The sequence below is a fragment of the Kitasatospora sp. NPDC004289 genome, assembly GCF_053602875.1.
Map to the genome: position 1 here is coordinate 1 of NZ_JBSGEL010000097.1, position 22,262 is coordinate 22,262.

Annotated in this window: 16 protein-coding genes; 13 read left to right on the forward strand and 3 right to left on the reverse strand. The window is 70.8% G+C overall.

Features of this window, described 5'->3' with window-relative positions:
• Positions 1-336: 336 nt before the first annotated feature.
• A complete protein-coding gene (locus tag ACWEPF_RS36265) occupies positions 337-1,095 on the reverse strand; it encodes a hypothetical protein (protein WP_345285675.1) in 759 nt (252 codons plus the stop codon).
• Positions 1,095-2,351 carry a type VII secretion protein EccE gene (eccE, locus tag ACWEPF_RS36270; RefSeq protein WP_452175957.1) on the reverse strand — a complete coding sequence of 419 codons (1,257 nt, stop codon included), beginning with the start codon at positions 2,349-2,351 and terminating at the stop codon, positions 1,095-1,097. Before eccE ends, ACWEPF_RS36265 begins: the two co-directional genes overlap by 1 nt.
• Positions 2,352-2,706: 355 nt before the next feature.
• Between eccE and ACWEPF_RS36275 the strand changes: the two genes are divergently transcribed.
• The 4 genes from ACWEPF_RS36275 (at position 2,707) to mycP (ending at position 6,604) form a co-directional block, all read left to right on the forward strand.
• Positions 2,707-4,281: a type VII secretion protein EccB gene (locus ACWEPF_RS36275; RefSeq protein ID WP_452175958.1), complete on the forward strand. Its 1,575-nt coding sequence runs from the start codon at positions 2,707-2,709 to the stop codon at positions 4,279-4,281.
• A 180-nt stretch (positions 4,282-4,461) separates the two neighbouring features.
• Positions 4,462-4,767 carry a WXG100 family type VII secretion target gene (locus ACWEPF_RS36280; RefSeq protein ID WP_380149482.1) on the forward strand — a complete coding sequence of 102 codons (306 nt, stop codon included), beginning with the start codon at positions 4,462-4,464 and terminating at the stop codon, positions 4,765-4,767.
• A gap of 79 nt (positions 4,768-4,846) precedes the next feature.
• The gene (locus ACWEPF_RS36285; RefSeq protein WP_452175959.1) at positions 4,847-5,137 is read left to right on the forward strand and encodes a WXG100 family type VII secretion target; all 291 of its coding nucleotides are present in this window, start codon (positions 4,847-4,849) and stop codon (positions 5,135-5,137) included.
• 162 nt (positions 5,138-5,299) lie between these two features.
• Positions 5,300-6,604, forward strand: a complete 1,305-nt coding sequence (gene mycP / locus ACWEPF_RS36290) for a type VII secretion-associated serine protease mycosin (RefSeq protein WP_452175960.1) — start codon at positions 5,300-5,302, stop codon at positions 6,602-6,604.
• 78 nt (positions 6,605-6,682) lie between these two features.
• Here mycP and eccCa read toward each other — a convergent pair whose 3' ends face one another.
• Positions 6,683-10,636, reverse strand: a complete 3,954-nt coding sequence (gene eccCa / locus ACWEPF_RS36295; protein ID WP_452175961.1) for a type VII secretion protein EccCa — start codon at positions 10,634-10,636, stop codon at positions 6,683-6,685.
• Between the two features lie 354 nt (positions 10,637-10,990).
• Between eccCa and eccD the strand changes: the two genes are divergently transcribed.
• From eccD to ACWEPF_RS36340, 9 genes are all read left to right on the forward strand, one after another.
• On the forward strand, positions 10,991-12,448 hold the full coding sequence (gene eccD, locus ACWEPF_RS36300) for a type VII secretion integral membrane protein EccD (protein ID WP_452175962.1): 1,458 nt from the start codon (positions 10,991-10,993) through the stop codon (positions 12,446-12,448).
• Positions 12,449-12,598: 150 nt separating this feature from the next.
• Positions 12,599-12,889: a 30S ribosomal protein S15 gene (rpsO, locus tag ACWEPF_RS36305; RefSeq protein ID WP_345288773.1), complete on the forward strand. Its 291-nt coding sequence runs from the start codon at positions 12,599-12,601 to the stop codon at positions 12,887-12,889.
• Between the two features lie 425 nt (positions 12,890-13,314).
• On the forward strand, positions 13,315-15,525 hold the full coding sequence (locus ACWEPF_RS36310) for a polyribonucleotide nucleotidyltransferase (RefSeq protein ID WP_345288774.1): 2,211 nt from the start codon (positions 13,315-13,317) through the stop codon (positions 15,523-15,525).
• A gap of 130 nt (positions 15,526-15,655) precedes the next feature.
• The gene (locus ACWEPF_RS36315; protein WP_345288775.1) at positions 15,656-17,008 is read left to right on the forward strand and encodes a M16 family metallopeptidase; all 1,353 of its coding nucleotides are present in this window, start codon (positions 15,656-15,658) and stop codon (positions 17,006-17,008) included.
• 30 nt (positions 17,009-17,038) lie between these two features.
• On the forward strand, positions 17,039-17,776 hold the full coding sequence (gene dapB / locus ACWEPF_RS36320; RefSeq protein ID WP_452175963.1) for a 4-hydroxy-tetrahydrodipicolinate reductase: 738 nt from the start codon (positions 17,039-17,041) through the stop codon (positions 17,774-17,776).
• A gap of 7 nt (positions 17,777-17,783) precedes the next feature.
• Positions 17,784-18,245 (forward strand): hypothetical protein, encoded by a 462-nt coding sequence (locus ACWEPF_RS36325; protein ID WP_452175964.1) that lies wholly within the window; start codon positions 17,784-17,786, stop codon positions 18,243-18,245.
• Positions 18,242-18,964 (forward strand): FAD-dependent thymidylate synthase, encoded by a 723-nt coding sequence (gene thyX, locus ACWEPF_RS36330; RefSeq protein ID WP_452175965.1) that lies wholly within the window; start codon positions 18,242-18,244, stop codon positions 18,962-18,964. Before ACWEPF_RS36325 ends, thyX begins: the two co-directional genes overlap by 4 nt.
• A 238-nt stretch (positions 18,965-19,202) precedes the next feature.
• Positions 19,203-20,102 (forward strand): 4-hydroxy-tetrahydrodipicolinate synthase, encoded by a 900-nt coding sequence (gene dapA / locus ACWEPF_RS36335; protein ID WP_449798425.1) that lies wholly within the window; start codon positions 19,203-19,205, stop codon positions 20,100-20,102.
• A gap of 172 nt (positions 20,103-20,274) precedes the next feature.
• Complete coding sequence (locus tag ACWEPF_RS36340; RefSeq protein ID WP_345288781.1) at positions 20,275-21,960, forward strand: ribonuclease J; 1,686 nt, start codon at positions 20,275-20,277, stop codon at positions 21,958-21,960.
• The last annotated feature ends 302 nt before the right edge of the window (positions 21,961-22,262 follow it).

Here is a 22,262-nt window from a genome sequence, read left to right on the forward strand (position 1 = left end):
GCCGGGACGGGCGCCGGAGCGGGCGCGGGAGGCTGGGCGGCGGCGGGCGCTGCCGCCGGGTCGCCCTGGGTGTACCAGGAGGGCGGGGAGTAGTCAGGAACGTCCGACCAGTCGTCGTCGTCCTCCGCCGCGTTGTCGCCGACGTAGACGCCGTCCCGATCGCTGCTCACTTGGGCTCCCTCGTGTTCGCCGCCGCTGTTCGCGGTGCCGTAGGCACAAGACTAGGACGTGTGGTCCGGTTGGCCTAAGGCGGTGCCGGAACTCACACCATCGTGGACGAATGGAGAGGTCCGTACACCGTGCCCACGGTGTACGGACCTTCTCGCCGGTCCGCCGTCAGTCCATCCGGCGCGGGCCGCCGAGCACCTGTGCCTCGGCCTCGCCCGGGTTGGTCATCACGAACTGACGCCGCATCCGGGTCGCCCAGAGCGTGATGTTGTCGCCCAGGGTGGGCAGCGCGGCGACCTCCTGGTCGCCGAGCGAGAGCAGCCGGGCGAGGATCTCCGCCTCCTGCGGGGAGACCCGCTGGATGCCCACCAGATCGGCCGAGTTGATCACCCGTGAGGCGTTCGGGCCGAGGTAGGGGAGCAGGGTCAGGGTGGTCTGCCAGGGCGAGGCGGAGAGCCGGCTGCGCGGCGGGCGGGCACCGAGGTCGCGCACCACCAGCACCGGCGAGGCGACCGAGGCGCCCTGGGCGCCGAGCCGGCCGACCTGGTGGATCGTCACGCACGGCTGGCCGCCGCCGGCCGCCTGGGCCATCGGGGACCAGGCCTGCGGACGGGCGGTCTCGACCGCGACCCGGGCGCCGGTGGCGGCCGCCCGGAGGGCGATCACCTGGGCCGTCCACATGCCGCCGACCAGCACCAACTCGTACTGGCTGGGGCGGAACAGGCCGATCACGGCGGGCTGGTTCTGCGGGTCCACGCCGACCAGCACGCCGTCGTCGCCGACCGGGAAGGCCAGCGCGGCCAGGTCCTCGGCGGCCAGCACGTGGCGCTCGCGGCGCGGTCCGCGCAGGCCGAAGCCGGGGCGCAGTCGGGGGGCGCGGGCGGTGGGCTCGGGCGCGGTCTGGCCGGGATAGGTCTGATAGGCCATCAGGAAGTCCCTCCCAGGGGCAGCGTGGCGAGCAGGCCGGGCGCCTGCTCCAGGTCGAGCCGGGTCAGGCCGATCCCGGAGCTCTGGGCGCGCGACTCCACCATCCGGCCGACCTGGGTGACCTCGCTCTCGCTGCGGCCGGTGACGCGCACGTGCGCGCTGACCGCGATCGAGTCGCCGGTGCCGCGGCTGGCGGTCAGGCTGAAGGTGCTGGCCAGCGCCGGGGTGTTGGTGACCAGGTTGACCAGGTCGGGGGCGGCGATCCGGCCGGGGGCGCCGCCGGGGCGGCTGAGCTGGGGCCACTTGGCGACCCAGAAGGTGGCGTGCCAGCGGTCGTCCACCCGCCAGAACTTGCGGCTCTCCTGGGTGCGGCGGCCGTTGCCGCCACCGCCGCCGGTGCCCTGACGGCCCGCCACCGCGATCGGGTTGGCGCAGACCGAGATGGCCAGCGCGGCGATCAGCTCGCGCTCGTCCAGCACGGTGGCGGTGAAGCCGGCCCCGTTGAGGCGTCCGGCCAGCTGGTCGGTGACGCGCTGGAGCGCCTTGCGGGCGCCCTCCTCGCCGCCGCCGCGGGCCTCGACGGCGGTGCGGGTGTGCTCCGGGCTGAGCTTGAGGGCGACCCAGGTGAGCCGCAGGCCCGGGGTGGCGACGCCGTCCGGGAGCTGGTGGTAGGCGCGGGCCGCCAGCGACTGGTCGGGCAGGTGCGGGGCCGGGGCCGGCTGGGTGTGCTGCACCAACTGCACCGACTCCAGGGCGATGTCGTCCACCTGCAGGGCCGAGCAGAGCACGTCCAGCGGGAGCGGCAGCGCGTTGCGGTGCGGCCGCAGCGGCTGGTCCTTGGCCTGCACCAGCAGGATCGAGGTGAGGAAGGTGCCGTCGCCCACCATGCCGGTCTCCCGGCGGACGGGGCGGCCGCCGCCGAGGTCGGCCTCGATCGCGTGGGTGTAGGTGCGCAGCGCCGGTTCGAGCTCCAGGGCCGGGGCCAGCGCAGGGTCGGTGCCGGGCGGCGGCACGTTCTGCTGGGCCTGGCGGCGGCGGGCGTTGAGCTCGGCGCGGACCCGCAGGCCCTCGGGCAGGCCGCGGCCGTTGAGCGGCAGCAGCGCGAGCACCACCAGCAGCAGCGCCGGGACGGCGAACGCCCCGGCCATCGCCTTGCTGATGGTCCAGCCGACCGCCACCAAGGCCAACGCGACCTCCAGCAGCACGATTTGCTGGAGCCTGAGGCGGGTGCCGAGCAGGCCCGGCCGCGGGTGCACCTTGACCGGAACCGGAGCGGTGGCCCGGGCGGGCCCGGACTGCGCGCGGCGGCTCCCGCCGCTTCCCCTGCCGTGCCCTGTGCTGCGTCGCCCTGGAGCGGTCTGACTTGGCATCCCCCGAGTGGCCCTCTCTGAATCAGATAATCCACGGCCCGGTTGACCGGTCGGCAAACCGTACCCGTACCGTACTCACCGTCTGCTGCCGCATCGTAGAGGGTTGGCTGCGACGTGTGCCCGGCGGGTGGCAGACTCAGCCGCCGTGGCCCGCGACGGGGAACGCGCGTGCGGGCCGGTCGTGCTGACGCACACACAGTTGTCGGACTGGCAATTCGGTCGAACAGGGGAGACGACGAGCATGGCATCACGCCGCGACGAGCTGAACGCCTACACCTCGGCGCGCAAGCGGACGGTGGGGGCCTTCCTGCTGCCCAGCGGCGGGGGGAACGACGAGGACGCGCCGCGTCCGGTGAAGGCGATCCTGCCCAGTGTGGTGGTGGCCGCGGTGATCGTGGCCGGCTTCGGCATGTGGGGAGTGATCAAGCCCGCCGCGCCGAAGGACTGGGACAGCGGGGCCAACATCATCCAGGGCAAGCAGTCCACCACCCGCTACGTGATCCTGCCGAACCAGAAGACCAAGGAGAAGGAACTCCACCAGGTCCTCAACATGTCCTCGGCGCGCCTGGTCCTGCCGGCCGGCGCCAAGGTCGTGATCGTGGCGGACAAGGTGCTGGACGCGTACAAGAACCACGGCCCGACCATCGGGATCCCGTATGCCCCGGACAAGCTTCCGCTGGACTCGGTGGCCGGCCAGACCAAGCTCTGGACGGTCTGCAACCGCCCCGGCGCGGACGAGAAGAAGCCGCCGAACCAGGCCGTCTTCGTCGCCGCCGACAAGGACGCGGCCGCGCTGCGCGACCCGGCCCGGATGCTCGGGCCGGGGCAGATGATGTACGTCCAGGGGCCCAAGCAGGGCACCTACCCGGGCTCCAAGTACCTGGTGGACAACAAGGGTTCCCTGCACTTCCTGGGCGGTCCCTCGGCCACCGCGCAGCAGCGCTCGGCGATGGAGGACGGCCTGTTCGGCTCCAACGCCGACCCGCAGCAGGTGACCCAGGAGTGGCTGGACACCCTGGACAAGGGCGGGGCGGTGGAGTTCAAGCGCCCCGACGAGTTCGACACCAAGAAGAACCAGCGCTCCCAACTCCCGCTCAGCAACGCGGAGGACCGGAAGGTCGGCCGGCTGGTCTCCTTCCAGAACCGCAGTTTCTTCATGGTGGGTTACGACAAGCTCTACGAGATCTCCCCCTTCCAGTCCCGGCTGATGGTCAACGACCTCGAACTGCGGGCGCTCTACGGCGGAAGCACGCCCAAGTTCGCCGAGCTCTCTCCGAACGACTTCGCCCAGGTGAAGGGCATGATCGAGGAGAAGGCGCTGCAGGACGACAAGGACCTGCCGGACGAGCTGCCGCAGGACCAGGCGGTCAACTTCGACAAGGACCGCCGCACGCTCTGCAGCACCTACGAGGGCATGGACGGACAGACCATCAAGCGCAGCGTCTGGGCCGCCAAGGACTACCCGGCGACGATCTCCTCCGGCGCGGCCAGCGCCCGGGTCTCGCCCGGCCACGGCCTGCTGTTCCGCTCCCTGGACTCCTCCGGCGACGACACCTCGGGCTCCAACTTCCTGATCACCGAGACCGGTCTGCGCTACTCGGTGCCCAGCAACAACGACGGCGGGAAGACTGCCCAGTCGGGCACCGAACAGAGCGCGCAGGGGCAGCAGACGGGGCAGGAGAAGAGCAACGAGGCCCAGGCCAGGCTCGGTTACGAGAAGGTGACCCCGGTGCCGGTGCCGTCGGTGTGGGCCAAGTTGGTGCCCGCAGGACCGGTGCTGAACACGGCGGCCGCACTGCAGGCGCAGATCGCCTGACGCCCGCTCAGTTCGCCTGCCCAGGGCGTGTGTCATGGCTTGGTAACTACCTGGCTCCCGATGTTGGGACCCTTGCGGGCGGCGGCTACAGTGCTGGAGGACATCACACCGTGATGTCCGGCGGACCGTCCGTGCCAGTACGGTCCGTGGGGAAGTCTGTCTCATGGGGGACGGTGGATCATGGCTGGTCAGTTCACGACGACCGCTGACGAAATGAACGCGTTTGCCAACCGCATTCAGGAGGTGAACTCGTCCGTCCAGGGTGAGATCCAGCGCCTGAACACGCTGGTCGACGAGATCAAGGCGGGCTGGCAGGGCCAGGCTGCTGCTGCCTACCAGCAGCTCCAGACCCGGTTCAACGAGGACGCCACCAAGCTGAACCAGGTGCTCGACGAGATCCGTCAGGCGATCGTGGCCACCACGCAGGCCTACACCGCCACGGAAGAGGAGCAGCGCGCCGCGATGAACACCGGCGGCGGTTTCTGAGTCTCTCGGCGAAGCCGAAGACAGCACTCGCGGTCCGCCGGATGCGGGCCGAATCGACTCCATCGGAACAGGGGAAACCATGGGCGACCACATTCTCGTCAGTTTTGAGACCATCCGGAACGCCAGCAGCGAGGTCAAGCAGGGTGCCGCGCGCATCCAGTCGCAGCTGGACGACCTGAAGGCCGGCGTGCAGAAGATCGCCGTCTCGTGGCAGGGTGCGGCCCAGGAGGGCTACCAGGCCCGGCAGCTCCAGTGGGACCAGAGCGCGGCGGACCTCCAGCAGGCGCTGCAGCAGATCTCGGTCTCGCTGGACAACGCGGCCCAGAGCTACCAGGCGACCGAGCAGAAGAACGTCGGCATCTGGGGCTGACCGTGCCGCCGTCCCACGTGGACGGCGCGGTGGTCATCACCGGTGGCACTGATGGGGCGGGCGCCCGGCCGGGCGCCCGCCCCCGGTGCGTATCCTGGCCCGGGCACGGACGCCCGGCCCGGGAAGGGCCGTTCCGCGGGGGTACGGCACGGGGTGTGGAGCATGAGGGGACGTCAGGTGTCGTTCGTCGGGTACCGCAAGGCTGCTGCCGCCTTCGTCGCGCTGGGGGTGGTCGGCGGTCTGGCCGCGACGCCCGCACAGGCGGAGCAGACGGGCGAGCACTGGTCGCCGCTGGGGATCGCGGCCTCGGCCGAGTGCAGCTTCCCCTCCAACAACGTGGAGAGCACGCCCTGGTCGATCCAGCGGCTGCTGCTCGACCAGCTCTGGGGCTCCGACGCCAAGCCCGACGCCAACGGCAAGAAGGTGGAGCTGAACGGCTCCGGCGTGAAGGTCGCCGTGATCGACACCGGCGTCGACGACACCAACCCCCAGCTCCAGGGCAAGGTGGACGAGGGCCTGTTCACCCTCTTCGACAAGTCCGCCAACAAGAAGCCCGACGGCAACGCCAAGACCGACCCGGTCGGCCACGGCACCAAGGTGGCCGGCATCATCGCGGCCCGCAAGGTGCCGGGCACCGGCTTCGTGGGCATCGCCCCGGGCGCCTCCATCGTGAGCTACCGGCAGAACGACGCCCAGGGCAACGGCGACGTGAAGACCCTGATCGACTCGATCAACGACGCCATCGGGCGCGGGGTCGACGTCATCAACATCTCGCAGGACGTCCGGGCCACCAACGAGAAGGGCGACTTCGACCACAGCGAGGAGTTGAAGGCGGCCGTCAATGCGGCGGAGCAGCGGAACATCGTCGTGGTGGCCTCGGCCGGCAACGACGGCCACGAGATCCCCACCTACCCCGCCGCCTACGAGACCGTGCTGGCGGTCGGCGCCTCGGACCGCAACAACGAGCGGGCCGGCTTCTCCCAGTACGGCGAGTTCGTCGACGTCGCCGCCCCCGGGGTGGACATGCTCTCCACCGTCCCCAAGGGCGGCCAGTGCGTGGACAACGGCACCAGCTTCTCCACCCCGTACGTGGCTGGCGTGGCCGCCCTGCTCAAGCAGCGGCACAAGGACTGGACCGCCCGTCAGATCCGCGCCCGGATCATGCAGACCGCCCAGCGCACCGAGCGGAGCAGCAACCGGTTCGTCGGCTGGGGCGTGGTCGACCCGGTGAAGGCCGTGCGCAGCACCGCGCCGCCGGCCGAGGCCCCGGAGGACGACCCGCCGGTGATGCTGGCGCAGGAGCCGCTGTCGGCCCAGCCGGCCGGCCTGGTGGAGACCCAGTCGGACCGCGACGCCCGCACCGCCACCTACGTGCTGGGCCTGGGCGGCCTGCTGGTGGGCGGTCTGGCGGGCGGCTCGGTGGTGCTGCGCGACCGCCGCCGCCGCGAGGACCCGGACGCCATGTAGCCGTAGCCGGGAACAGCTCGTGCAAAGGGCCGTGGCCCCTCCTTCCGGAGGGGCCACGGCCCTCTGTCGTACCACCTGTCAGAGAGTCGGCAGCCAGCCCGTCTGGACGGTCTGGCCGGCGGACTGACGGCGGGTCACCAGCACACCGCGGCCCGGGGGCAGCGGCTGCGGCTTGACGGTGCCCAGCAGGGCGCCCTCGGCCTTGTCGCCGGAGAGCAGCATGCCCTGGCCGCCGAGCTCCTTCATGCGCTGCATGACCGGCTCGAACAGCGAACGGCCGGCGCCGCCGGCGCTGCGGGCGATGATCACGCGCAGGCCGATGTCCCGGGCGAACGGGAGGAACTCGGCCAGCGGCGCCATCGGGTTGCCCGAGGAGGTGGCGACCAGCTCGTAGTCGTCCACGATCACGAACATGTCCTTGCCGGTGTACCAACTGCGGTTGCGCAGCTGCTCCGGGGTGATGTCCGGGCCCGGGAGGCGCCGCGAGCAGGCGCCGCGCAGCATCTCCACGATCGAGGACATCGCCGGGGCGGCGGCCGCGTACTCCACCAGGTACTCCGGCGGGACGACGCCCAGCAGCGAGCGGCGGAAGTCGCCGACCACGATGCCGGCCTGCTCCGGGGTGTACCGCTCGGTGATCTGCTTGATCAGCATGCGCAGCACGGCCGACTTGCCGGACTCGCTCGCACCGAAGACCAGGAACAGCGGGTCGGTCTCGAAGTTGAGGAAGACCGGCGCGAGTTCGACCTCGTCCACACCGAAGGCGACGCCCAGCTCGGGGTGCTCGAAGCCCTTGGGCAGCGAGTTCCCGTCGAGCACCGCGGGCAGCATCCGGACCTGCGGGGCGCGCTGCCCGGTCCAGCCCTCGTCCACCTGGGCGACCAGGTCGGCGACCCCGTCGACCAGGTCCTCGATGGTGCTGTTGCCGTCGAGGCGGGGCAGGCCCGCCAGGAAGTGCAGCTTGTCCGCGGTCAGACCGCGGCCGGGCTGGCCGGCCGGGACGTTCTGCGCGACCTTGCGGTCGATCTCGGACTCCATCGCGTCACCGAGGCGCAGCTCGGTGCGGTTCTGCAGCAGGTCCTTGAGGGCCGGCCGGACCTCGGCGTAGCGGGCGGCGGTCACGATCACGTGCACGCCGTAGCCGAGACCGCGCTGGGCGATGTCGGCGATGACCGGCTCCAGGACCTCGAACTCCTGCTTGAAGGTCAGCCAGCCGTCGATGATCAGGAAGACGTCGCCGAACTGCTCGTCCGGGAGCTGCCCGTTGGCCCGCTTGGAGCGGAAGGTGGCGATGGTGTCGATGCCGGTCGAGCGGAACAGCTCCTCGCGCCGGTTGAGCACCCCGTGCACCTCGCTGACGGTGCGTCGGACCTTCTCGACGTCCAGACGCCCGGCCACGCCACCGACGTGCGGCAGGCCCTGCAGGGCCTGGAAGCCGCCACCGCCGAAGTCCAGCATGTAGAACTGCACCTCGGCCGCGGTGTGGGTGACGGAGAAGCCCGCCACCATGGTGCGGATCAGGGTGGACTTGCCGGAGCGCGGACCACCGACCACCAGGCCGTGGCCGGCCGCGCCGGAGTAGTCCTGGTAGAGCACGTCGCGGCGCTGGTCGCGCGGCTTGTCGACGATGCCGACCGGCACCACCAGACGGCCGAGCGCGCCGAACTCCGGCGAGGTGAGGCCGCGTTCGGAGGTGACCTGGAGCGGCGGCACCAGCTGGTCCACCGACGGCGGGGTCTCCAGCGGCGGCAGCCAGACCTGGTGGGCCGGCGGGCCCTGGGAGATCATCCGCTGCACGAAGACGTCGAGCATGGTGTCCAGCAGCGAGTCGTCGATCTCCTCGGCGGCCTCCTCGACCGGGACCTCCTCGACCACCGGCTCGACCACCTCGACCTCGGCGGCGGTGAACAGCACCGGCTGGGCGGTGACCGCCCGGCCGCCGGAGACGACCTGCTGGCCCGGCGGACGGTACGGGCCGGACACGTACGCGGCCCGGAACCGCTCCATCACGTCGGAGCCGAACTTGAGGTAGCCGACGCCCGGGATGGGCGGCAGGTGGTACGCGTCCGGCACGCCGATCGCGGCCCGCGACTCGGCGGCCGAGAAGGTGCGAAGACCCAGGCGGTAGGAGAGGAAGGTGTCCAGACCGCGGAGCTTGCCCTCCTCCAGACGCTGGGAGGCGAGCAGCATGTGCATACCGAGCGAACGGCCGATGCGGCCGATCTGGATGAACAGGTCGATGAAGTCCGGCTTCGCGGTGAGGAGTTCGGAGAACTCATCGATGATCATCAGCAGCGAGGGCAGCGGGTCCAGCGGGGCGCCGGCGGCGCGGGCCCGCTCGTACTCGTTGATGTTCGCGTAGTTGCCCGCCGAGCGCAGCAGCTCCTGACGGCGGTTCATCTCACCCTCGATCGCATCGCGCATGCGGTCGATCAGGGTGGCCTCGCCCTCCAGGTTGGTGATCACGGCGGCGGTGTGCGGCATCTCCGCCATGCCGGCGAAGGTCGCACCGCCCTTGAAGTCCGCGAGCACCAGGTTGAGCACCTCGGAGGAGTGCGTGACCGCGAGCGCCAGCACGATGGTGCGGAGCACCTCGGACTTGCCGGAACCGGTCGCGCCGACGCACATGCCGTGCGGGCCCATGCCCGCCAGCGAGGCCTCCTTGAGGTCCAGCCAGACGTACTCGCCGTTCTGGCCGACGCCCAGCGGCACCTTGAGCTTCTCCGAGACCGGCTTCGGCCGCCAGTGCCGGGCCGGGTCGAAGGAGCCCGGGTCGCCGGTCTCCATCATCTCGGTGAAGTCCATCGAGACCAGCGACGGGTCGCCGTCGTCACCGCCGGCCGAGACCCGGAACGGCGCCAACTGCCGCGCCAGCGCCTCGGACTGCCAGGACGACAGGGTGTCCGGCTTGCCCGAGTACGAGGCACCGGAGGCGGACTCCAGCAGCAGCCGGTCCTTGGTCAGGGTGACCACCAGGTGGCCGCTCGGCTCGTCCAGGTCACCCGGCACCACCTCGATGATGGTGACGTTCTCGACGCCCTCGACCCCGGCCAGCACCGAGTCGTGCGGGACGGAGGCCCCGTCCATCACGACCACCAGGTGCGGCTGGTCGGCGGAGGGAATGGAGTCCCGGGAGAAGCCCTTGCGGCCGTTCAGCTCGGTGGCCAGCAGCACCTCCAGCTCGCCCAGCCCGGTGGCGATCAGACGGCGCGAACCGGCGCCGTCGGTCTCCTTGCGGTGCTGGGTGTGCGGCAGCCACTTGGCCCACTCCCACTCGTCCACCGCGCCGGGCGCGGCGGCCACCCCGATGACCAGGTCGTCGGGGGAGTGCAGGGTCGCCAGCTGGGCCAGCATCGCGCGCACGTTGCCGTACACGGTGTCCGGGTCGCCGCAGACCGTGATGTGGTAGAAGGCGCGCAGCGAGACCGCCAGCGGCAGGTCCTGCAGGGTGCCGTGCGCGGTCAGGAAGTCCTTCATCGCGGCCGCCGAGAGCGGCTCCAGCTCGTCCAGCGGAGCGGTCTCGGGCGCCTTCAGCGGGGTGTTCAGCTGCTGAGGGCCCTGGCCGAGCCGGATCTGCGCGAAGTCCGGGTCGCTCGGCCGCCGCTCCCAGAGCCGGCGGCCCTCGGCGACGATCGACCAGAGCTGGTCCGGCTCCGGGTGCAGGAACAGCTGCGCGCCGCGCTGCCGGTCCGCGGTGCGGCGGACCTGACGGCGCATCTGCTGCAGGTACTTCAGGTAGTCGCGGCGCTCGTCCGCCGTCCCGGCACTGCCGCCCTTGCGGGCCTTGACGACCTGCGCCACCGCCATCGCGGCGGTGGAGGCCACCATCAGCACGCCCATCATCTTCATCGGCCCCTGGCCGTTGAAGAGGAAGGCCGCCGAACCGCCCATGCCCAGCAGCGGCAGCAGGGACATCATCCAGTCCTCGCCACCGGCTCGCGGCAGCTCCGGCGGCGGCACCAGCTCCACCGGCTCGTCCGGTACCGGCGGCGGATACGCCCGCGCCGGACGCTTGACCGTAATCACACTCACTGGCATCAGCCCTCACGCACACGCAACTGGACACGTACGGGTATTGAGGGCGCCCCGTGTGTGATGACGCCGCCCCCGCTCCGCCGATCGCAGGCGCCCCGGGGTCGCGCGTCATCGCCCCCCGTACGCCTCGCGCAGGGGCCCACCCTACTGGGAGCACGTCAACCGTTCGAGCACGGGGGCGTAACTCGCCTGCTCCGCACCGGCTTGACGCTCCGTCCGGGGGCAGGTATCCCGGCCCGAACCATCTGACGGTAGGGTGTCGCCGCGCCAACTCTTGGTCGGGTCGTGCCAATTACCGGCCCCGAGCGGGCGCCAAGCTGACAACGGACACAGCAACAGGGGGAAGCGCCGGTGAGCTCTAACGCCACTACCGGATTCTGCCGGGTCACCGTCGTGGCGCCGGACAGCCGGATCGACGTCGCACTGCCGGAGGACGTTCCGCTCGCGGACATCTACCCCGAGGTGCTGCGGCTCTCCGGGCAGACCCAGGTGGACGGTGCGCCGACCGGCTTCCACCTGGTGCGCCGCGACGGCACGGTGCTGGACAGCGGGCTCCCGCTGGCCGCCCAACAGGTGCGCGACGGGGATCTGCTGAGCCTGCGTCCGTTCGCGGAGTCGCTGCCGCCGGCCGTCTACGACGACGTGGCCGACGCCATCGCCAGCGCGGTCGGCGCCGACCACCGCTTCTGGAGCCCGGAGCTGATGCGCTCCTTCGGCCTGATCGGGGCGGGCGTGCTGCTCACCCTGCTCGGCTTCGCGCTCTGGTTCGCCGACCTCCGGCACGACATGCACGGCCTGCCCGGGATCCTGGCCGGCGTCACCGCCGTGGTGCTGGTCGCCTTCGCCGGCGTCCGCGCCCGGGTCTACCAGGACCACGACGCCGCCCTCGCACTCGGCCTCGGCGCCCTGCCGCACACGCTGATCGCCGGCAGCGGCATCGTCGCGGTGGCCACCGTCGGCGACGGCCCCGGCCGCCTCCAGCTGCTGGTCGGCTGCGTCGCCGTCCTGGTGGTCTCGGTCCTGCTGGTCGGCATGCTCCCGGAGAAGGACTCGGCCTTCGTGGCCTCCGCCTTCCTGGCCGCCGCCGGCACCCTGGCCTCTTTCGCCGCCGTCCTGCTCTCCGACACCCCCGCCACCGACATCGCCGCCGTCACCGGCGTCGCGGCCGTCGCGGCCGTCGGCTTCCTGCCCGCGCTCTCCGCCCGCTTCGCCCGCCTGCCCGTCGGCTTCAACGCCCCCGGCCAGACCCGCACCCGCGGCAGCTCCTACGCCGAGGAGGCCGCCGCCTCCGAGACCGTCCAGTACGAGCGGATCGCCCACCAGGCCCGCCGCGGCCACGAGGTGCTGGTCGGCCTGGTCGGCGGCTGCGCCGCCACCGTCATCGGCGCCTGCACCGTGCTCGGCTTCAGCGACCGGCAGTGGGGCGAGCTGCTGGCCCTGGCCATCGGCATCGCCACCATGCTGCGGGCCCGCCTGTTCCGCTACACCGGCCAGGTCTTCGCCCTCACCATCGCCGGCCTGATCAGCCTGGCGCTGCTGATCATCGGGCTCTCGCTGCACACCCCGCAGTTCATCCTCAGCTCCACCACGTCCTCCTCGGTGGACCTGCGGACGGTCTGGCTCTCCGCCTCCATCGCGGCCGGCGCGGCCATCCTCACCGGCATCGCCCTGGTCGTCCCCCGCCTGGGCGTCTCCCCCTTCTGGGGCCGCATCCTGGACATGGTCGACGGCCTGACGCTGGTCGCCCTGGTCCCGCTCGCCCTGGCCGTCCTCGACGTCTACGGCCTGATCCGCGGCGCCACCGGCTGACCGCGACCCGCTGACGAGGCCCCACCGCGCCCGTCGTCACCCCTGCGGCAAGGGGCGGCGGCGGGCGCTGGTACTCTTGGTCAGTCCGAGTTCAGTCAGACCCCTGTGTCGTCTACCAAGGGTCACTCGGAAAACCTTGAAGGAGATGCCGTGGCTCTCGCCGCTGACGTCAAGAAGCAGATCTTCGCCGAGTTCGGCCAGAAGGAGGGCGACACCGGCTCTCCCGAGGTTCAGGTCGCGATGCTCTCCCGCCGGATCTCGGACCTGACCGAGCACCTCAAGTTCCACAAGCACGACCACCACTCGCGTCGTGGCCTGCTGATCCTGGTCGGCCAGCGCCGCCGCCTTCTCCAGTACCTGGCCAAGAAGGACATCGAGCGCTTCCGTACCCTGGTGGACCGCCTCGGCATCCGCCGCGGTGCCGCCGGCGGCGCCCGCTAAGACCGCTGCAAGGGGCGGCTCCCCGACACCGGGGAGCCGCCCCTCGCTGCATACCCGAACGAGAACGGCGCACCCCGCCGCACCGCACGCGTCCTAATGACGAGCTCGGTAGGGTGTGAATTTGTAAAGTGAGGGGCATGCCCGGTCATGGTGCCGACACGACGTCGGCCCGACCCAGGCAACAAACGCACTCACCCAGCGGGGAGAAGGGCCTCAAACGGAGGCCGCCCGCATCCGGAGGAGCGTCCAGACGCGACCGCCGACCAGGCCCGAGAGGCGCCGGTCCTCGGTAGTGGCCCCCGGGAGTCCCCACCGCGGGAAGCCCCGGAGGCTTCGATCGAAGACCGGCCCGAACTGCCCAGGGCCGCCGGCAGACAGCAGCGCTGACGCTCCTCCGGGAACGTACGAAAGAGGAGATCTTCCAGGTGGAAGAGAACGTGTTCTACGCCGAGGCCGTCATCGACAACGGCAGCTTCGGCACCCGCACCATCCGTTTCGAGACCGGCCGCCTGGCCCGTCAGGCCGCCGGCTCCGCCGTGGCCTACCTGGACGACGACACCATGGTGCTGTCGGCCACCAGCGCCTCCAAGCAGCCGAAGGAGCACTTCGACTTCTTCCCGCTGACGGTGGACGTCGAGGAGCGGATGTACGCCGCGGGCCGCATCCCCGGCTCGTTCTTCCGTCGTGAGGGCCGGCCCTCCGAGGACGCGATCCTCACCTGCCGCCTGATCGACCGCCCGCTGCGCCCGTCCTTCGTCAAGGGCCTGCGCAACGAGGTCCAGGTCGTCTGCACCGTCATGGCGCTCAACCCGGACCACCTGTACGACGTGGTGGCCATCAACGCCGCCTCGGCCTCCACCCAGCTCGCGGGCCTGCCGTTCTCCGGCCCGATCGGTGGCGTCCGGGTCGCGCTGATCAAGGGTCAGTGGGTGGCCTTCCCGACCCACTCCGAGCTCGAGGACGCCGTCTTCGACATGGTCGTGGCCGGCCGCACCCTGCCGGACGGCGACGTCGCGATCATGATGGTCGAGGCCGAGGCCACCACCAAGACCATCACCCTGGTGGGCGAGGGCGCCGAGGCTCCGACCGAGGAGGTCGTGGCCGCCGGTCTCGAGGCCGCCAAGCCGTTCATCAAGGTGCTCTGCGCCGCCCAGGCGAAGCTGGCCGCCCAGGCCGCCAAGCCCACCGGCGAGTTCCCGGTCTTCCTGGACTACCAGGACGACGTGCTGGCCGCCCTGACCACCGCCGTCAAGGGCGAGCTGGCCAAGGCGCTCACCATCGCCGGCAAGACCGAGCGCAACAACGAGATCGACCGCATCAAGGGCATCGCCGCCGAGAAGCTCCTGCCGGAGTTCGAGGGCCGCGAGAAGGAGATCGGCGCCGCCTACAACGCGCTGACCAAGAAGATCGTCCGCGAGCGCGTCATCACCGACAAGGTGCGCATCGACGGCCGCGGCGTCACGGACATCCGTACGCTGGCCGCCGAGGTCGAGGCGATCCCGCGCGTGCACGGCTCCGCCCTGTTCGAGCGCGGCGAGACCCAGATCCTGGGCGTCACCACGCTGAACATGCTCCGCATGGAGCAGCAGCTCGACACGCTCTCCCCGGAGACCCGTCGCCGCTACATGCACAACTACAACTTCCCGCCGTACTCGGTCGGCGAGACCGGCCGCGTCGGTTCGCCGAAGCGCCGCGAGATCGGCCACGGCGCGCTGGCCGAGCGGGCGATCCTGCCCGTGCTGCCGACCCGCGAGGAGTTCCCCTACGCGATCCGCCAGGTCTCCGAGGCGCTGAGCTCCAACGGCTCCACCTCGATGGGCTCGGTCTGCGCCTCGACCATGTCGCTGCTGAACGCGGGTGTCCCGCTGAAGGCCGCCGTGGCCGGCATCGCGATGGGCCTGATCTCGCAGGAGATCGACGGCGAGACCCACTACGTCACGCTGACCGACATCCTCGGTGCCGAGGACGCGTTCGGCGACATGGACTTCAAGGTCGCCGGTACCCGCAACTTCATCACCGCGCTGCAGCTGGACACCAAGCTCAACGGCATCCCGGCCTCCGTGCTGGCCGCCGCGCTGAAGCAGGCCAAGGACGCCCGCCTGCACATCCTCGACGTGATGAACGAGGCCATCGACGCTCCGGACGAGATGTCGCAGTACGCCCCGCGCATCATCACGATCAAGATCCCGGTGGACAAGATCGGTGAGGTCATCGGCCCCAAGGGCAAGATGATCAACCAGATCCAGGAGGACACCGGCGCCGAGATCACGATCGAGGACGACGGCACCATCTACATCGGTGCCAGCGACGGTCCGGCCGCCGAGGCCGCCCGCACCACGATCAACCAGATCGCCAACCCGACCATGCCGGAGGTCGGCGAGCGTTACCTGGGCACCGTGGTGAAGACCACGACCTTCGGTGCGTTCGTGTCGCTCATGCCGGGCAAGGACGGCCTGCTGCACATCTCGCAGATCCGCAAGCTCGCCGGTGGCAAGCGCGTGGAGAACGTCGAGGACGTGCTGGCCGTCGGCGCCAAGGTCCAGGTCGAGATCGCCGAGATCGACCCGCGCGGCAAGCTCTCGCTGATCCCGGTCGTCGAGGGCGAAGAGGGCGACGCCGCCCCCGCCGCCGAGTAACCACTCGAGAGCAACCACAACAGGGGCGCGAGGAACTGCGCGACCAGCCCGGCACCTCGTGTGCCGGCGGTCGGACCCGCAGTCCCTCGCGCCCCTGTCTCATGCGTTACACCGACGGAGGTACCACCCCGTGGCCCAGGCCAGCGCGGCGCAGCAGCGCCCCGGCTCCACCCGGACCCTGCTCAAGGGCGTGGACGGCGCCGGCACCGTGCGCCGCACCGTCCTCCCCGGCGGTCTGCGGGTCGTCACCGAGACCCTCCCGACGGTCCGCTCCGCGACCTTCGGCATCTGGGTCGGCGTCGGCTCCCGGGACGAGACCCCGGCGCTGAACGGCGCCACCCACTACCTGGAGCACCTGCTCTTCAAGGGCACCGCCCGCCGCACCGCGCTGGAGATCTCCGCCGCGCTGGACGCGGTCGGCGGCGAGATGAACGCGTTCACCGCCAAGGAGAACACCTGCTACTACGCGCGGGTGCTCGACACCGACCTGCCGCTGGCCATCGACGTGGTCTGCGACATGCTCACCGGCTCGCTGATCCGGCCCGAGGACGTGGAGGCCGAGCGCGGCGTCATCCTCGAGGAGATGGCGATGGCCGAGGACGATCCGGGCGACGTGGTGCACGACCTGTTCGCCAAGGTGATCTACGGCGACACCCCGCTGGGCCGCCCGATCCTCGGTACCCAGGAGACGGTCACCAACCTGACCCGCGATCAGATCGCCGGGTTCTTCCACCGCCGCTACAAGCCCGAGCAGCTGGTGGTCGCCGCGGCCGGCAACCTCGACCACGCGACCGTGGTCCGGCAGGTCCGCAAGGCCTTCGCCCCGGTCCTGGCCCGCTCGGCCGGCCACCCCGCCGAGGTCCGCAAGGGCGTCCGCGCGCTGCGCACGGCCGGCAAGGTCGAGGTGCTCAACCGTCCGACCGAGCAGGCCCACCTGGTGCTGGGCGTGCCCGGCGTGCCGCGCCACGACGAGCGCCGCTGGGCCCTCGGGGTGCTCAACGCCGCGCTCGGCGGCGGGATGAGCTCGCGGCTGTTCCAGGAGGTCCGGGAGAAGCGCGGGCTGGCCTACTCGGTCTACTCGTACTCCTCCTCCTACGCCGACAGCGGCCTGTTCGGCATCTACGCCGGCTGCCAGCCCAAGCGGGTCGAGCAGGTGCTGGAGATCTGCCGCGAGGAGCTCGCCAAGGTGGTCGCCGAGGGCATCACCGAGGAGGAGCTGCGCCGCGCGATCGGCCAGATCTCCGGCTCCACCGTGCTCGGCATGGAGGACACCGGCTCGCTGATGAACCGGATCGGCAAGGCCGAGATCAGCTACGGCCAGCACCTGTCGGTCAGCGAGATGCTGGAGCGGATCGCCGCCGTCACCCTGGACGAGGTCCACGCGGTGGCCCGGGACGTGCTCGGCGCGCACCGGCCCTCGCTCGCACTGATCGGCCCGATCAACCAGAAGCGGGCCGACGCGCTCGCCGCCCTGCTCGCCTGACCATCCCGTTGGCCTGAGAGGACATCTGACATGACGTCTGTCGCCGTGATCGGCGCCACCGGCCGGATCGGCTCGGAGGCGGTCAAGGCCGTCACCGCCGCCCCGGACATGGAGCTGACCGCCGCGCTCAACCGCTCCTCCTCGCTGGAGGAGCTCAAGGGCGCCGAGGTCGTGGTCGAACTCACCCACCCCGACGCGGTGATGGCCAACCTGGAGCACTGCGTCCGCAACGGCATCCACGTGGTCACCGGCACCACCGGCTGGACCGAGGAGCGGCTGGCCACCCTGCGCGGCTGGCTGGCCGAGGCCCCCGGGGTCGGCGTGCTGATCGCCCCGAACTTCTCCATCGGCGCGGTGCTGTCGATGAAGTTCGCCCAGCAGGCGGCCAAGTACTTCGAGACCGTCGAGGTCGTCGAGCTGCACCACAACCACAAGGCGGACGCCCCCAGCGGTACCGCCGCCCGCACCGCCCAGCTGATCGCCGCCGCCCGGGAGGAGGCCGGCCTGCCCCGGCAGTCCGACCCGACCACCCACGGCCTGCCCGGCGCCCGCGGCGCCGACGTGGACGGCGTCCCGGTGCACTCGGTCCGGCTGCGCGGCCTGCTGGCGCACCAGGAGGTGCTGCTCGGCGACACCGGCGAGACCCTGACGATCCGTCACGACTCGCTGCACCACAGCTGCTTCATGCCCGGCATCCTGCTCGGCGTGCGCAAGGTGGCCGAGCACCCGGGGCTGACCTTCGGCCTCGAGCACTTCATGGAGCTCTGAACACGGCATGACCTCCCGCACCGGCTTCTTCCTGCTCTCGGCGGCGCTGCTGCTGGTCTCGCTGATCTGCGTGGGCGAGGGCGTCCAGCTGATCGCCACCGGCAAGCCGCTCGGCATCGGCCTCGGCGTCTGCGCCTTCGTCGTCCCGGCGATCGGGGTCTGGTTCCTGCGCCAGACCGTGCGGTTCGGGAAGGCCAGCGAGCGGCTCGCCAAGGAGCTGGAGGCCGAGGGGGGCCTCCCGGTGGACGAGCTGCGCCGCACCGCCGGGGGGCGGATCGACCGGGCGTCGGCCGACGAGGTGTTCGCCCGCCGCAAGGCGGAGGCGGAGGCGGCACCGGGGGACTGGCGGGTGTTCTTCCGCCTGGCGGTGGCGTACGCGGACGCGGGTGACACGCCACGGGCCCGCAAGGCCATGCAGCACGCGATCAAGCTGCACGGGAGCAACGAACCGAATGGGAGCAAGAGTTGAGCAGCGAAGTGAAGTTCCGGGACGACGTGACGGTGCAGCTGGTGCGCAGCGCCGCCGCCGACTCGGACGTCATCTGGGCCGCCCGGGTCTCCACCGCGGGTGAGCAGTCGCTGGAGGCACTGGCCCAGGACCCGGAGAAGTCGGCCGGTCTGATCAACTTCCTGATGCGGGACCGCCACGGCACCCCCTTCGAGCACAACTCGATGACCTTCTTCATCAGCGCGCCGATCTTCGTCTTCCGCGAGTTCCACCGGCACCGCAGCGGCTGGTCGTACAACGAGGAGTCCGGCCGCTACCGCAACCTGGAGCCGGTCTTCTACGTGCCCGGCGCCGACCGCAAGCTGGTCCAGCAGGGCCGCCCGGGCCGGTACGAGTTCGTGGACGGCACGCCCGAGCAGCAGACCCTGGTGAACGAGCGGATGGAGGAGGCCTACCGGGCCTCGTACACCGCCTACCAGGAGATGCTGGAGGCCGGCGTCGCCCGCGAGGTGGCCCGGGCCGTGCTGCCGGTCGGCCTGTTCTCCTCGATGTACGCCACCTGCAACGCCCGCTCGCTGATGCACTTCCTCTCGCTGCGGACCAAGAAGGAGAACGCCACCGTGCCGTCCTTCCCGCAGCGCGAGATCGAGATGGTCGCCGAGGGCATGGAGGCGGCGTGGGCCGAGCTCATGCCGCTCACCCATGCGGCCTTCGAGAAGCACGGCCGCGTGGCCCCCTGACCTGGGCCGACGGGCATAGGAGTGGCATGTCCGGCATGTCTGGATTGCGGTGATTCTGAGCGCTCCCTAGGCTCAGGTCACGGATTCCGGTGCTGCTCGAACCCCCGAGCGAGTAGCACCGGAATCCCATGCCGGGACCGGAACGGACGGCTGACGGGCCGTCAGTACCACGCCACACCTGTCCGAACCCTGGACCGCTCCGGATACCCCCGGGGTGCCTACGAGTAGTTTTGGACACATGGCTCCGACCTCCACCCCCCAGACGCCTTTCGGCCGGGTCCTGACCGCGATGGTCACCCCGTTCACCGCCGACGGCGCGCTCGACCTCGACGGCGCCCAGCGCCTCGCCACCCACCTGGTGGACTCCGGCAACGACGGCCTCGTGGTCAACGGCACCACCGGCGAGTCCCCCACCACCAGTGACGCGGAGAAGGCCCAGCTGGTCCGCGCCGTCGTGGAGGCGGTCGGTGACCGGGCGCACGTCGTCGCCGGGGTCGGCACCAACGACACCCACCACAGCGTCGAGCTGGCCCGCCAGGCCGAGGCCGCGGGCGCCCACGGCCTGCTGGTGGTCACGCCGTACTACAACAAGCCCCCGCAGGAGGGCATCTACCGGCACAACGTGGCGATCGCCGATGCCACCGGACTGCCCGTGATGCTCTACGACATCCCCGGCCGCTCCGGCGTCGCGATCAGCACCGAGACCCTGGTCCGCCTCGGCCAGCACCCCCGGATCGTCGCCAACAAGGACGCCAAGGGCGACCTGGGCGAGGCCTCCTGGGCCATCGCCCGCTCCGGCCTCGCCTGGTACTCCGGCGACGACATCCTGAACCTGCCGCTGCTCTCGGTCGGTGCGGTCGGCATCGTCAGCGTGGTCGCCCACGTGGTGGCCGGCGAGCTGCGCGCCATGCTCGACGCCTTCCGCGAAGGCGACGTGGCGAAGGCCACCGCGATCCACCAGAGCCTGCTGCCGGTGTTCAGCGGTATGTTCCGCACTCAGGGCGTGATCCTCACCAAGGCCGCGCTCGACCTGCAGGGCCACCCGGCCGGGCCGCTCCGCCTGCCGCTGGTCTCCGCCACGGAGGAGGAGATCGCGCGGCTGAAGGAGGATCTCGCCGCCGGCGGGGTACACCTGTAAACGACAAGACGTGCGCGCCCCGGCTCGCCGGGCCTCCCGAGGCCTGCCGCTGGACCGGACCGAAGGCGCGAGGCATCAGACCTGGCAAGTAGGAAACCATCGAAGCACGCACGCCACGTGTCAGCAGGGGAGGACCCCCGGGGCATGTGGCGTGCGTCGTAAGGAGAGTCTTTTGAGCCACCCTCACCCCGACCTCGGCACGCCCCCGGCCCTCAAGCCCGGCGCCATCCGGATCACCCCGCTCGGCGGCCTCGGCGAGATCGGCCGCAACATGACCGTGCTGGAGCACGCGGGCCGGCTGCTGATCATCGACTGCGGCGTGCTCTTCCCCGAGGACGAGCAGCCCGGCGTCGACCTGATCCTGCCGGACTTCAGCTCCATCCGGGACCGCCTCGACAAGATCGACGGCATCGTCCTGACGCACGGTCACGAGGACCACATCGGTGCCGTCCCGTACCTGCTCCGGGAGAACCCCGACATCCCGCTGATCGGCTCCAAGCTGACCCTCGCGCTGATCGAGGCCAAGCTCGCCGAGCACCGGATCCGCCCGTACGTCCTGGAGGTCAAGGAGGGCGACCGCGAGCGGATCGGCCCCTTCGACTGCGAGTTCATCGCCGTCAACCACTCCATCCCGGACGCCCTGGCCGTCGCCGTCCGCACCCCGGCCGGCATGGTCGTCGCCACCGGTGACTTCAAGATGGACCAGCTCCCGCTGGACGGCCGCCTCACCGACCTCCCGGCCTTCGCCAAGCTGGCCGAGGAGGGCATGGACCTGCTGCTGGTGGACTCCACCAACGCCGAGGTCCCCGGCTTCATCCCGCACGAGCGCGACATCTCCGCGGCGCTGCGCAACGTCTTCGCCAGCGCGGAGAAGCGCATCATCGTGGCCTCCTTCGCCAGCCACGTGCACCGCATCCAGCAGGTGCTGGACGCCGCGCACGAGCACAAGCGCAAGGTCGCCTTCGTCGGCCGCTCGATGGTCCGCAACATGGGCATCGCCCGTGACCTCGGCTACCTCAAGGTGCCGGGCAACATGATCGTCGACGTGAAGACCCTGGACGACCTGCCGGACAAGGACGTCGTCCTGGTCTGCACCGGCTCCCAGGGCGAGCCGATGGCGGCGCTGTCCCGGATGGCCAACCGCGACCACCAGATCCGGATCGTCGAGGGCGACACCGTCATCCTCGCCTCCTCGCTGATCCCGGGGAACGAGACCGCGATCTACCGCGTCATCAACGGCCTGACCCGCTGGGGCGCCAACGTCGTCCACAAGGGCAACGCCAAGGTGCACGTCTCCGGCCACGCCTCGGCCGGCGAGCTCCTGTACTTCTTCAACATCTGCAAGCCGAAGAACCTGATGCCGGTCCACGGCGAGTGGCGCCACCTGCGCGCCTGCGCCGACCTCGGCATCAAGACCGGTGTCCCGAAGAACCGCACCGTGATCGCCGAGGACGGCGTCGTGGTCGACCTCGAGAACGGCGTCGCCAAGATCGTCGGCAAGGTCCAGGCCGGCTACGTGTACGTCGACGGCTCGTCGGTCGGCGACATCACCGAGGCCTCGCTGAAGGACCGTCGGATCCTCGGCGAGGAGGGCTTCATCTCGGTCTTCGTGGTGGTCGACTCCAACAGCGGCAAGATGGTGAGCGGCCCGACCATCCAGGCCCGCGGCTCCGGCATCGACGACGGCGCCTTCGCCCCCGTGGTGGCCCGCCTCCAGGAGGCCCTGGAGAAGTCGGCCGGCGACGGGGTCCTGGAGGTCCGTCAGGTCCAGCAGCTGGTCCGCCGCACCATCGGCAAGTGGGTGGCGGACAACTACCGCCGCCGTCCGATGATCGTTCCGGTGGTCGTGGAGGTCTAGACCTCTCGGTTTGACTTGGGGCAGCCCGGTGCGTAACGTTCTCCGGGTTGCCCCAAGCGGCCGAAAGAACTTCTCCGAGTGAAATCGGGAAGGAAAAACGGCCCGAAGAACTCTGGTAGAGTTCGGGAGCGCCGAAAGGCGAAGAGCGAAATCGGAAAGCGAAACTCCGGGAAATCGGAGCGGAAAACATCTGATAAGCTCGAAACGCGAACGAAGCGCCCGGAGGGCCCGCTGGAAGGCGGACCGAAGGAAGCCACCGTTCCTTGAGAACTCAACAGCGTGCCAAAAGTCAACGCCAGATA

Excerpts from the sequence above, each read along its gene's own strand:
- ACWEPF_RS36265 (WP_345285675.1), bottom strand. The coding sequence starts at position 1,095 with ATGGCCTATCAGACCTATCCCGGCCAGACCGCGCCCGAGCCCACCGCC.
- ACWEPF_RS36275 (WP_452175958.1), top strand. The coding sequence starts at position 2,707 with ATGGCATCACGCCGCGACGAGCTGAACGCCTACACCTCGGCGCGCAAG.
- ACWEPF_RS36280 (WP_380149482.1), top strand. The coding sequence starts at position 4,462 with ATGGCTGGTCAGTTCACGACGACCGCTGACGAAATGAACGCGTTTGCC.
- ACWEPF_RS36285 (WP_452175959.1), top strand. The coding sequence starts at position 4,847 with ATGGGCGACCACATTCTCGTCAGTTTTGAGACCATCCGGAACGCCAGC.
- mycP (WP_452175960.1), top strand. The coding sequence starts at position 5,300 with ATGAGGGGACGTCAGGTGTCGTTCGTCGGGTACCGCAAGGCTGCTGCC.
- dapB (WP_452175963.1), top strand. The coding sequence starts at position 17,039 with ATGACGTCTGTCGCCGTGATCGGCGCCACCGGCCGGATCGGCTCGGAG.
- ACWEPF_RS36325 (WP_452175964.1), top strand. The coding sequence starts at position 17,784 with ATGACCTCCCGCACCGGCTTCTTCCTGCTCTCGGCGGCGCTGCTGCTG.
- dapA (WP_449798425.1), top strand. The coding sequence starts at position 19,203 with ATGGCTCCGACCTCCACCCCCCAGACGCCTTTCGGCCGGGTCCTGACC.